Source organism: Candidatus Methanarcanum hacksteinii (assembly GCF_964305265.1).
Lineage (GTDB): Archaea > Thermoplasmatota > Thermoplasmata > Methanomassiliicoccales > Methanomethylophilaceae > Methanarcanum > Methanarcanum hacksteinii.
In genome coordinates this window covers 609,353-622,915 of the sequence record NZ_CAYATA010000002.1, presented here as the reverse complement: position 1 = coordinate 622,915, position 13,563 = coordinate 609,353, and the positions used below count along the sequence as shown (strand labels likewise).

Below are 13,563 nucleotides of genomic sequence, written 5' to 3'. Positions count from 1 at the left end.
ATGAAGTGGACCACGGAGAACAATAACGGCCCGGCGGTAAGGCACTCGGATGCGCACCTCTTCGCCGCCTTAAGCATCATATCCGAAAAGGAATGCATCAGCCGCAGCGATCTGTCGGAGGAACTGGGACTCGGCGAAGGGAGCACACGCAACCTCATCAAGACCATGCGTACCTGGAAACAGATAGATGTCCGCCAGACAGGAATCAGGTTATCGGCACTCGGCAGGGAAACGCTCGATACCCTCCCAATCAGATTCGTCAGCATCTCCAATCACGAATACGTGAGGGGCGAATACCAACAGGGAATCATCATCAAGGGCAGGTCCGAAGATATCCAGAACGGAATGAAACAAAGGGACATAGGCATCAAGTACGGATCCGACGGAGCTTCGGTATTCATTATGAGGAACGGCTCCATTATATTCCCGAAAGACGTAAACGTGGATGAAAGCGATCCGGAGTTCGCGAAGGAGATCCGCTCCACCGGGATATCCGAAGGAGATGTGCTCATAATCGTCGGTTCGGACAGTCTCCCGACGTCCAGGATCGCCGCGGCAGGGATCGGGCTGGAAACCATATGAGATCCCTCACCTTGGCCGTCGTAATGCTTGTTGCATTGTCATATGCATTCATATGCATCCAGGAGGACGTATCGGATGCGACATCGTCCGAGACCGTTCCGGACGGCTCCGTATATTCATACGACACCTACGGCTCCGGGCATCCGAACTACTACTGCGAGATAACGTCTGCGGATGTGAAGAGCGAAACGGTCCACATACCGACCGTTCTCGAAGGATACGATGTGCGCAACATCCTCTCCGGAGCGTTCGACGGATGCTCGGCGACAAGCGTCATAATCCCCGTAAACGTGAAAAGCATCTCAGCAGGTGCATTCACCGGCTGTACGCATCTCACGGACGTATACTTCATGGGAGACAGGCCTGCAATGGACGACGCGTTCCCGACGGGGGTGAACATCCACCGCTTTGAAGGAACTGAGGGATGGGGCTCGGAAACTACCATAACAACAGTGGTCTCCGAAGGCATAACCTACGCTCAGTTCCCCGATGGATGGATGGCCATCGGAGGAACACCGACGGACGGCACCATCACGATCAGATCAGAAATCAGCGGAGGAAAGGTCATATCGATCGGTCCGTATGCGTTCTCCGGCACCATGCAGTCCAGCGGCGAGGTGGAGAGACGTACCGATATCGTTTCAGTCCATATAGAATCGGGAATAACGGACATCCGCGAACGTGCATTCTACTACTGCGACGTCCGGGACATAGTGATGCCAGATTCGGTATCTGGCATACACGATGAGGCCTTCCGTTCGGCACAGAAGCTTTCGGATGCGTCGATCGCACAATCCGTGAAATACATCGGATTCGAATGCTATCGCGACTGCCATGCATTGACCTCGATAACCGTGCCGGACAGCGTGAAATACCTGGGAGACGGCTGTTTCTACATCTGCAGTTTCGCCGAAACACTCAGGATCGGTTCCGGCATACAATCGATCCCCGTCAGAGGGTTCGGATACTGCACCTCTCTAACCAAAGTGGTGTTCGATTGCAGCCCGTCCGAGTTCAGAGCTTCCGCATTCTACAACTGCCCCTCCCTCAAATCGGTCAGCATACCGGATTCCGTGAGGACAATAGGTCCAGAAGCATTCTGGAACTGCACATCGCTCACAAATCTGGATCTGGGAAAGGTGGTCTCGATAGACCATGGCGCGTTCAGGAACTGCACCTCCGTGAAATCGTTCGATCTCCCCTCCACGGTGGAATCTTTGGGAAAATACTGTTTCGCGGACTGCACCAAACTGTCGGACATCGACGCATACGGTCCCTGTCCGGCTCTGGATGATACTGTGTTCCTCAATGATCCGGTGACAATCCACTGTTCCAAGGATAATTACGACTCGTGGAACGATTCCGAGGCGGACGCCAATATCAAAGACGATCTTGACAAGAAAGAATTCAATATCCATCTTGTTGTGATACCGATTGTTATTATTATTGCCGGAATCGTTCTTTTTGCAATTGTTTACAAAAGACATGGTTGATTGTTTTGAGATGATGAAATCGTCACATATTGTATAACAACGGGCGACTGGCAATCTCCGGTTTTTGGTAGACAGACCATCAAAGACCGTTTATGTCTGAAACCATTGACTGAGCACTGGTGAATGCGACTTCCATTTCTTCAATGGAAGGGATCCTTCTCTCATACCTGAATGCCGTAGCGTAATCGGACAGATTGGCTGCGTTTTCAATATGTTTGTCCAATATCTCTTTGTTGCCAAACAACTCCAGTAAACTTACCAAATCGTGTTTCCTTAGTATTGGATTCCTTTTTCCAATAGTTTTGCCTTCAACATCTTCTCCGCGTATTGTTGCAAATGAAAACAGATCATACACGTTTTCTCATCATCCTTGTCTTTGACAAGATTCGCAGTTCAAAGATCCTCTTCAGCAGAGGCCCTTAACGACTCCACAGACTCATGCGAATTACCCGCCCTTCCGGGCGGGCTTTGATTAACACGTTTACTGCTTCCTTCCGACCACCTGCGGCAGCAGGATACCAAGACAGATCAGGACGATGATCGCAGTCATGACGAGCACGGCCACGGGGAGCCCCTCGCCTGCGGGCGATTCGTCCACGATGGTGTAGAGCGAGAAGTGGTCGAGGATCATGGTCATCTCCCCCTTTTCCGCGTCGTAACTCTGTTCCGCGACCTTCGTCCTATTGCCGTTCTCGTCGACATAGTATGCCACAGGCGTTTTCCCGTCAACGGCGACATGCTTCACGGTGACAATGACTTTCCCGCCGAGATCTTTGCCGACGCTCTGTCCAGCGGAGGTGGCGGTAAGATTCACCACGGTGGAACCCACCTCGATAACCTCGCGCTGGGCGGAGGTCATGGAAGACCTGTCGGCGATGGCGAAGGATAATGTTACATCGTCCTTATCGGACATTGAAGACAGGACGTCCTTCCCGAAGGTCATGGAACCCTGGGTGGAGGTCATCTTGAGAATGACGTCGTTCTCAGACATGTCGCCAAGAGATTCTTTCTCCAAAGAAGCGGAGACCTCCTGTACAGTCGATGTGACCTCGATGATCTTGGTCGTATCGACGGTGTCGCCGAACGCATCGGATATCGTGTTCTGCTGACCGATCGCCTTCTGCACTGAATCGTTGGATATCGTACAGCTGCCGTCGTCACCGTCGGCCTTGACCTTGGTTATGACCTCGGTGGTCTCGGTAGCGGATGTGTCGGCCACTGTGTGCACCTTCCCGTCGGCGGAGATCGCTCCGGCACTCATCTCGGTGGTCGTCTTGCCGTCGGCAGTGGTCTCGGTGGTCCTGATCACCACACTGGAACCGTCCGACTGCTTGACGGCGGTCTCGGTGGTGCTGACCTGGGTGACGTTGCCCGAAGCGTCGGTGACCTTGGAGTCGGATTCGGTGACGGTGGTCCTGACGCCGTCCGCGACGGTGTCGCTGACGGTCACCAAGGACTCTACGGTCTGGGTGACGTTACCAGAGGCATCCTTGGTCGTTTCAGTACTGGTGGTAACCGTACCGTTGGCGGTCTGTTCGACGGTGGACGTGGTTTCGGATGACGTCCCGTCAGAGTTCGTTGTATTGCTGGTGGTTGTGGCGACACCTTCGGAGACGGTCGTCTCGGATGTTATCGTGGATGTCGATCCATCGGAGTTGGTCACGGTAGCCGTGGTGGTCTGGGTACCGTCGTCGGAGACGACGGTCTCGGAAACTGTGACGGATGATGAACCGTCAGGGTTGGTGACGGTGGTCTTCTCGGTGACGGTAGTGGTACCGTCTCCGTTATCCTTGGTGGTTATCTCCGCCGTGGTCTGGGTACCGTCGATGACGTATGTAGAGTCTGCAATAACGGTAGTAGAACCGTCATCGTTAGTGATGACGTCGACGATGGATGTCTGGGAACCGGAGTTGTCGTACTGTTCGGGAATCTCCGGTTCTTCATCACTGGGATGTACAGCCTGGCCACTCTCCTCGGTTATGCCATATGTGAGATGGAACTCGCCCCCGCCATTGTAGAATCCGAGTGACCATTGGTTGTATGATTCCTGCCCATCGACAATCTGGTATTGAATCCAGTATTTCCACAGACCGCCATCCATCTTGACGTCACCGAGGCCGAAGATGTCGTCCACCCAGTATCTTATGGTGTTATCTTCTTTGGTCCAGAAATTGCATGGGACCTTGGCATTGGTGAGTGCAGTCTCGAGTGCTTCACCTGCATTACTGCCGGTGGCCGTAAGGGTGATCCCGTTCCTGAGATCCGATGCGCTGTAACCGGATTCTCCGTAATCCGCCTTGTCCGCATCCTCCACCATACGCAACGTAAAGACGTATACCTTAGGGCCGAGGTCCTCGGTGACGGATACAGTGAACTGCGACTGCCCGAAGTACATATCACCGGAAAGATACACATTGATTGTTGTAGAACCGATACTGAGTGCGGTGACGGTGACGGTACGTGAATCGCTGGAAACCAATATTGAAACGACATCATCATCGAGCGCTTCCCAGGTGAATATTACCCCATCGGGGATATTACCAGAAACCGTGACGGTTCCAACCTTACCGCTGGTGTTTATGACAAGATCGAGAACAACGGGATTGACATCGAATGCCACCTCCTCCTTGACCGGTGCATCCGACCTCAGATAAATCCTGTAGATGTGGTGCATGTCATTGGATTTGGATGCTATCGAAATGACGGAATTCCACTTGCCATCGTAATATGAATCAATGGCCCAATTACCTTCGGTGCCAGCGATCTCGATGATGTTCCCGGATGACGATACAGTGTTCTGTATACGGGATTTGTTCAGTGCATCGCGGAATGCATCCAATGCGGTCTTTCCGTTGCCGGCAATCGTATACGATTCGTCACCGACAGTTATCTGGAAACTGTAAGGATTGGCTTCGGGCGTTCCATAGCAATAGACCGTTCCCGAATCCAGATACCACACGAGGTTTCCTTTCAGCGTCACCCTGACTGCCTGAGAACTGTACTGGCTTCCGGTCTTTGAGGTTACGAAATACCCGGTTGGTTCGGTCTTACCCTCATAATCCTCGAAGATGTATACTGCGTTAGGGGGATTATAGGGCAGGATGTACACATAGATCTTGCCCGTAGTGCTGTAGTATCCAGAAGAGACGACGATGGAACCGTGAGTCGATACTGACGGATCCTTGTAAATCAGGTATTCTGATTCAAGAGAGGTCGCATTCACTGACGTCACACCTGAACTGCAGTTCAATACCATGGTCTCGAGTTTGTTCATATCCAGAACATGAAGATGTGTACCGTTCACGTATCCTCTTCCGTTGAATATCACCAATTTGGAAAGAGTGGATGAATTGAACTCGATATCCACGATAGGACATTGGTCGCTCAATGTTCCGTCGGAATTCACAACGACCGCAGTGATCGTGGCATTCCTGAATGTTCCGTTATCGAACAGCCCCTGGGAATATGCTGTCATGAACAGTATGGCCCTTCCGTCTTTCGTATCACAGGAGAGCCAGCCGTCATCGAGGAGCCTGCCGCTCTGCGAGGTCAGTTCTATGGTCGTCTTGGAACCTGTTGTCAGATCCACCGATGCAAGGCCCCTATAATCCGAATTGGTCAGGGCTTCGATGAAGAACATGTGGCCGTCAGCGAATACGGGTGCCGATGTGGTACCGTACATTCCGAACCAAGTACAACCCACACCGTTCGCCCACTGTCCGTTGGATACGAGGGAACCGGTAGATGCTTCCATCTTGTAGATCTTTCCTCCTGAAAGACCGTAGAAATAACCGGAATCATAGAATACGGCAGTGAACTCCTTCGGGGAATCATACTGCTTGACGAGATCCGCATCGTATACGATGTGCGTGGCATAATCGTAGACCATGCCTCCGCCCACACCTAAGTAGAGATAATAGCTGACCAGCATCCTGGATTCGGCAGTGGCCAACAGCTCCCCTGTATCCGCATCGTATTTGTAGAGAGTTGTTCCTGCACGCACATACACTGCATTATCCATGATTACAGGGGTACTCGGGAATCCGGACCAGACACTCATCGACGCGTCTATCTTGTATTGCTTGCTCCATTGAAGAACGACATCCTGCCCGTATTCGGGAGTCTTCACATCGACGACATCCGTAAGGACATTGGAAGGAGAGGTATAGCGGAGAACCGGTTCGATGTAATAGTCCCTGTCCATGGTCAGCTGGATGCTGACGCTTCCGCTGTCGACACCGTTGATTCTCCATCCGATGCATTCCCAGGATAGGTTATCACAGTAACTGACATTTACAGTCGAACCGCTATCGACAAGCTCACCGGAAGTTATAGACTGGTATTCCTTTATGAGTTGAACAGCTTCGGAATGGGAAAGGACATTAACCAGATACTTTCCATCGTTGTACGTCCACTTTGCATAAAGCTGAGTATCGGAAAGGATCTTGTCAGTAAGGCTGAAACTCCTTGTGAAAGATGAATCTGAATACCAACCGTCGAAGGTGTAACCGGATTTGGTCGGAATACTCAACTGCAAAGCTTTCAGCGTTCCGCCGTGCTGGACCTTCACGGTTCCGGTTCCCTCTCCGCCCCCGAGATCGAATGATACATTATGTAATGTGTCTGAAGACAGCAACTGGATGGAGATGTGGATCTTTCTTACACCATCGGCAAGAGGACAGACGAACGACCCCTCTGCACCCACATCTATCAGGTTGCCATCGACATATACTGCGACATCTCCGACCACAGACTCAACATTATTCAATCTGAATGATACCGTACCTGAAATGATACCGACATCGGAAACGGCAACCGAATCCAGCGAGTTGTCGACAAAGATGGAGGTATCCTGAACATAACTGAATGGTGTTGTGATGCTGTATGTCGTACCATCATACTCGAACACACCGCCGTATTTGCCATTGTCACACTCCATCGTTTCACTGGGAAGATAGAGGACGGAGTACCTGGTAAGGGAATTGTATTTTTGGATATACGTGTCATATGCAACTCCGTCGCCTGGGCAGATGCATAATTTATCCGTGGTGATGGATGTGCTGCCTTCCACGGTAGCATCCGTCGAATTGAGATACACCACATCCGCACCTCTGATCGAAAAAGTTCCAAGGGTGATGTTTCCATCTGCAATGAGCAACACCTGGCTCGAATCTTTTATCGCGAACATTCCCAGTGTAATAGTTCCGCTTGAAACGAACACAACCTTGTCTGCAAATAAGTTCGAGTTCTGAACGAGTTCAATTGAAGGTGCCTCCCAATAGAACAACTCGATCTCCTTGGAATTGGAAAATACAGAACCGTTCAATTGTGTTATTGTATTGGGGATCCTGACTTCCTTGATTGCTGAGGGTATTGCAACAATCCTGCTGCATTCTTTATCGAACAAGATACCGCCGTAACTTGCATAGTTCGCATTACCTGCGCATACAATTTCAGTCAGATCGACAGCTATATCGAATGCATCGCTTTCAATCGAACTTACCATTGACGGAAGAGAATATGACCTGACTGTGGGGAGAACAAATACCAGTCTGTCACCCCGGTAAACCGCATTCCCGTCAAACTGATATGAAGAACCTTGTCCGAATAAGATATTGCTCAAATTGGGACAGGATCCGAAAGATATTGGACTTATTTCCTGCACGCTACCCGGGATCTCGATGGCTCTCAAGCCAGTCTCATAGAATGCTCTACTGCCGATGCTCTCCAGGGAATTACCGTTGAACAATACCTCAACAAGACTTAAACAACCCTCAAAACAACTGTCCCCGATACTCTTTAGATTGGCGGGCAGAACAACCGACATCAACGAAGTCCCCGAAAAGGCACTGTTCCCCAATGACAGGAGTAAACTGCTGTCCGCAATACTGACCTCTGAAAGATTGCTACATCCCTTGAATGCATCGTTTCCGATGGCTCCAACTGAGTCGGGGATGTTGATTGCAACAAGTGATGTGCATCCTTCGAACGCACCACCGGGTATCGTTGTCAGTGTGGAATTAACAGGGAATGTGACCTGTACTAAATTTGTATGTCCTTTGAACGCATCCGCATACAGACCTGATATCGGTACCGTGAATACGGCATTCTTCAGCTTGGATGGAACGACGTATACCATCCCGTCCTCCAGGATCACCCCACTATCTGAAGAGTAATCAGTATCATTGCCCTGAATGACAAATGCTTCAATATTGTCTGAACCAGTGAATGCCTTTTGATTGATATTCATAATTCCGGACATCGTTACAGTCCTTAGGGCACTCATCGATCCGATGGATCTTTCTCCGAGTTTAAAGGGTCCGATTATTGATAACTCGGTCACTTCTGAACCACTGAATACTTTTGAATTTAGCGTAACCGAAGAATTGCCGTTACAACCGATTGATGTAACGGGTGACCCAGAAAATGCCTCTTGATAAATGACAGCCGTACTGTCATTAAAGGCTACTTCCCTCAGATTGGGGTTGTTACTAAATGCACCCTTTGATAGCTCCGTGACACCGGTTAACGTGATTGTTTCTAAATTGTTCCCTCTGAATGCATTTTGACCAATTACTCCCACTGGCCCACTGATTGTGATTGATGTCAAACCTGTACCGTCAAATGCCTCAGAATCAATGTTTAATGTTCCTTCATTTTGGATGATTACAGTACGCAAATTCTTACAGGCCATGAATGCCCTTGGAGATATCTCTGTCACATAGCTAGGCACGGTATAGGTGTCCGAAGATGCAACTGCAATGACCAGTGTATTCACGCAATAAACCTGGTTATCTGTGACCCTTAAAGTTCCATTACCATTGACGGATGATATCTGCTCCAATTCTTCGCTATTGTAAAATGGATTTCCGGAAAGTTCGGTCAATGTAGCGAATGGCAATGCGACACTCCTGAGATTGGTGCAGCCCATAAACGCAAACCCGTCTATGGTGCGCAAACAATATCCCTCTGAATTGGCTCTCTCATTCTCAGCCGTCGTTATTGACTGAAGAGATTCACAGCCGCTGAAGGCATATCTCGCGATTGATTGTAATGTGGCCGGTATCGAAATCGACTCCAAACCGGTCCTGCTGAATGAATAAACACCGATTGTCTTGAGACCTTCGCTCAACGCTATCTCTTTCAGATTGGAAACTCCGTCAAATGCCCTGTCTGCAACAGCATCCACTGTGTTTATCGCCCCATTGACCATTACCAGATTAGGCACGAATAGGTGGGCTTTCCCGGAAACAGTTGCCCCTGCCAAGTCCATATGGTTGTTTGTAGCGGTGAATCTTAGAGAATATCCGTACAGCAGCACATCATTCTCATATACGGAATACGGAACAGTCACCGAGGATCCGCTCTTTGTAGACATCCCCTGGATTGCTGTTTTATCTCCGAAAAAGGTAGCTACCCCTTCGAAGGCCTGTCCTTCTTCTTCGTATAGCACATCATCTGGCGATTGTTCAGTACCGTTTTTGAATTCCACATGGAAGTTCACTGTAGGATGATCATCGTCTCCCGATAATTTGAAATGCAGAAATACCAAAGGTTCTCCGCCAATGATGTCTGTATAGTCCGAGAATGCGATGACACCGCAATTGTCCGCCGGAATAACTCTGTACAACGCCGCAGAATCGACGAGTTTCGGGTTCCACTCTGCAGATTCCAATTCCAGATCGGTCTGAGAATAGTTTATCTCGAAATAGACGGACTTTACGTTTTCATAATCTCTTACAGTGATGGAATAATCCAGATAATTATCGCCCGAAGCATCCGCTTCATTCGTAAAAATAGCGAGAAGAGACAATGACGCTATTACGACAATCAACAATGCGACAATAGTTAATGCTCTCTTCATCGTCCCCCCTCTGATAATAAAAGGGACCCCCAATCGAGGATTGGGGGATATGGTTTCAGGCACCTCCGAGAGGGTATTGTGTGGGGTTGACAACATAATTCTTCAGATAGATCGCATCGTCCGAATTGATCACACCGTCGTTGTTATAGTCCACATTCTGCCCCTCGGGGATCGGATGAGTCGAGGCACGGAAGGTGTATAGTAGCAAATACACTGCATCATCCTCATCCACATCTCCATCCGAATCAAGATCGCCTAACAGGTTTCCTATAGTCAGAGTAGACGTTTCGGAATATGTGTCTCTTGGGGTGTTGGAGTTTCCGCTGGCCGTACCATTGATCTCAACAGTACAACCAATCGTGCAAGCCCCTACGGCAGCATCATCCTTGGCCTCCAACTGGAAAGTCAGGAGGTCCCCAGAGATATTCTGTGCAGACGCGAATGCCACAACATATTCTCCTTTGGTCAGATCGCCTTTGAGGGCTGCCGAATCCAAAAGATTCGAATATGCAGGAGATTTGAGATTGAATTTCGCTTCATCGTATGTTATCGTGATATACAATGAACTCACATTCTTCAATCCGACAGCGGAAACGGTTACTGTGGTGGATGCCCCCTTTGCGACGGTATCGCTGACAGGCGTAATGGCCACCGCAGGTATGTCTTCGAATATAGCGGAAACAGTGACATCCGACGCAGGCATGGTGAATGTGTACACATTGGGATTCTGAGCGTCGACTGTTGTTTGTACGACCCCATTATCCTCTTTCACCACAGATACTGCTTCGACCTGCTTTCCCTGACCCGGGGTCAGGGTTATGGTCACAACATCACCCTCCGAGGCATTCTCAGCATTAACAGAGACACCGGTCTGATTCTGAGCAATCGATACGCTGTATAATGCAGGCTGAGACGATCCGTAAAAATAGATTGTGGTGGCAGACCCTGGAGTTACGTTAGTTGCTAATTCGCTTGCTGTAACATTGCTGTCCCAATACGCTGAATCCAACAGGACCGTTGTTACATTTGTGAAATTCAAGAAACTGGCCTTAACCGATCCAGGCAAAAGTTTCACATTTATCGGTACTGAAGTCCCGTTCATCTTTGGGAAGTTTGTATTACCAGTTGCTTTGAACGAGACATTAATGCCTGTCACTGATGAATCAAGTGTACCTATGTTCCAGAAATTGTTGGTAGTATTGCCAACAATACCCATTTCCCTGATGTAGACGTCAGAAAGTTTGGGACATCCATTAATAAAATTCGATCCACCATGTGTCAATACAGAATCCACAACAAGCGTTTCCAAGGCACTCATACTTCTAATTACATTTGAATTGCCATCAGTTGATAAGCCAGCTCCGTTTGTCGATATGATTAGTGTTTTTGTTTCAGAGAATGAATTGCTTGAAAGGGCGCCTTCCAGCTTACCCAGCGAGTACTCCTCATTCTCAGAAACTACAACCTTTGGGGGGATGATGAGTACCTCTAAGGCACTTTCTCCTACTTTGGCAATCTTACCACCGTTACTATCGAAGCTTTTATCGTAAACCTTCGTGCTTAATACCCCATCTTGGGTTATCCCGTATGTAATGTCATATGAGCAATTTACATTATTTCCCTCTAACGAATATCTTACAGTGAGTAAAGAACCGTTTTTGGACACATCATCCTGCGTTACGGTATAATCCCCGTATGTGAATGAATATGAAGCAGGCGTAGCAACAGCCGTCTCATTTCCCAATAGAATAACCGTTGAAGAAATGACAACCAAAACTGCTGCGCAAACAGCAAGTATTTTCCGCATGAACACCTCCTGGAGAAGGTATTACGACCATCATACTGTCATATAACAGTATGAACCCATTGTTGCAATTAACACAACGCCAGGTATCATATTACTTCTCCTTGAATTCGAAATGAAAGTTTCGCATTCAATCCCGTTAATGAATCGAAATCGTCTGCGAATACTACATCTTGAATGACTATCGTTCAACCTTACTCAAATTGAAGGGATTACCATTCGGATAACTCAGCATCTCCCATATGATTTGCTAAATTCGTCCCGAATGTTAATCCCTATTGAGTTAAGGTGTGGGGGAGATCCCCACTTTCAGATTCACATACCTCCTATTGCGAAGTACATCGCGTAGGAATAGGTCGTAAGGGGAGCATCATCGATCGTACTGTAGAGCCCAAGTGCGAAATCGGACGTGCTGCCAATAACGTTACCACTTGAGTCCACTGAGAACGTTGCATACTCCTGCCACCATGCCCAGGTATCATCCGTGTAATCCGACGGAGTCAACTTTCCGCCAACCTGTACTGAGTATAGATTGAGGAATGAGGATATCCAACTGTAAACAGTATCATAAGAACCATTGTTGTAGCAGGGCACCACTTCCTGACCAACAACGAGATTGGGGAAAGCATTCTTAAGAGCCAGATACAAATCGGATCCGTATCCAGTCACGTATACTCCTCTATTGATCAGGGCAGGGGTGATATTTCCGTATCCTGAGACGGACATGCCCTCATCGCTGAGTGCTGACTGAACATCGGGCGCCTGACTCACCTTGACATAGAAGGTCGCCTTGAAGTACTCGTTTCCGACGATATCAGAAACAGGTACAATAGTGGAAGTAACAGTGGGGTTGAACGCATTGATCTTAGTCTGAGCCTCTGAAGGGGTTCCGTAAATCACTGCGATGTTCGCAGTCCTGTGGTTGACGTCGTAGTCTCCGAAGGGCTTGTACCATCCGAGCGTGTCGGTGGCGCTGACCCAAGAACCTGACGCGTTGAGGATGTAAACATTCCAGACATCATCGCCGGATGCGGCAATGTTGTTAATGGAAGTGATCTCACCGTACTGGTAGTTAATGGAAATATACTGTCCGGACTGGGTGTAGAGGTTCATGTCGATGACATGAGTAGTAGCAGTTCCAAGCGCTCTGTCGAGTGCTATCGCACCGTTGTAAGCATCGACGGTCTTGGGAAGCTCCCATCCGCCGCCGTAGCTGATATTCACAGTCATCTTTCCGTTCGTCACGGGATCGTTGATTACGTCCGCATCACTCTGTGATGTGTAGACGATGACTCCCGCAACGGCGATAAGAGCTGCGACCATGATTGCGTATACTTTCGCTTTCATCTTATCACGTTCTTATACCGTTCTTCTTCTCGTTCTTCCGTAACCGCCGTCTTTCGGACGCAGCTACTTGCCCTCCCCTTCGAGGAATCGGGCCGCTAGGGTTCGCCCCGAGCGCTCTGCTCAGAGACGGGGGGGGGGGACCTCCGAACCCGGGGGCTGCTCTCCCCTATCCCCCACGGAATACTATTCCGGGATAGACCTCCGTCGGGAAGTCCATCAGGAGAGTTGATACCATATGCTTTCAACCAATATTTATTAAAACTCGCGATAGGTCAGCGACCCTCCCATCCAATACCAAAAATGACGTTTTGCGGAGGATTGAGGGGGGTGGAGGATTTATCCATCCAATGTCGAAATGACATGGGGACGTTGTCTTTACCGGAGGAAACGTCCCGGGTATCGAGCGGTCTAGGACTCCGAAGCAAAGCTCAAACGAACAGGGAGATGCCGGCAACGAGGATCGGTAATACCGC

The 13,563-nt window shown here is 49.1% G+C and carries 6 protein-coding genes; 2 read left to right on the top strand and 4 right to left on the bottom strand.

Annotated elements, in window-relative coordinates:
* Both ACI2NF_RS04020 and ACI2NF_RS04015 read left to right on the top strand, forming a co-directional pair.
* Complete coding sequence (locus ACI2NF_RS04020; protein WP_400211111.1) at positions 1-582, top strand: DUF4443 domain-containing protein; 582 nt, start codon at positions 1-3, stop codon at positions 580-582.
* The gene (locus ACI2NF_RS04015) at positions 579-2,075 is read left to right on the top strand and encodes a leucine-rich repeat domain-containing protein (RefSeq protein WP_400211110.1); all 1,497 of its coding nucleotides are present in this window, start codon (positions 579-581) and stop codon (positions 2,073-2,075) included. The genes ACI2NF_RS04020 and ACI2NF_RS04015 overlap by 4 nt, the downstream gene beginning before the upstream one ends.
* Positions 2,076-2,348: 273 nt before the next feature.
* Here ACI2NF_RS04015 and ACI2NF_RS04010 read toward each other — a convergent pair whose 3' ends face one another.
* The 4 genes from ACI2NF_RS04010 to ACI2NF_RS03995 all read right to left on the bottom strand — a co-directional run bounded on the left by ACI2NF_RS04010 (position 2,349) and on the right by ACI2NF_RS03995 (position 13,090).
* The gene (locus ACI2NF_RS04010; protein WP_400211153.1) at positions 2,349-2,426 is read right to left on the bottom strand and encodes a HEPN domain-containing protein; all 78 of its coding nucleotides are present in this window, start codon (positions 2,424-2,426) and stop codon (positions 2,349-2,351) included.
* A gap of 130 nt (positions 2,427-2,556) precedes the next feature.
* The gene (locus ACI2NF_RS04005) at positions 2,557-9,939 is read right to left on the bottom strand and encodes a leucine-rich repeat protein (protein ID WP_400211109.1); all 7,383 of its coding nucleotides are present in this window, start codon (positions 9,937-9,939) and stop codon (positions 2,557-2,559) included.
* A 55-nt stretch (positions 9,940-9,994) separates the two neighbouring features.
* Entirely contained in the window at positions 9,995-11,746 is a 1,752-nt protein-coding gene (locus tag ACI2NF_RS04000) for an InlB B-repeat-containing protein (RefSeq protein ID WP_400211108.1), read from the bottom strand.
* Between the two features lie 312 nt (positions 11,747-12,058).
* Positions 12,059-13,090: a hypothetical protein gene (locus ACI2NF_RS03995; RefSeq protein ID WP_400211107.1), complete on the bottom strand. Its 1,032-nt coding sequence runs from the start codon at positions 13,088-13,090 to the stop codon at positions 12,059-12,061.
* Between the last annotated feature and the right edge of the window lie 473 nt (positions 13,091-13,563).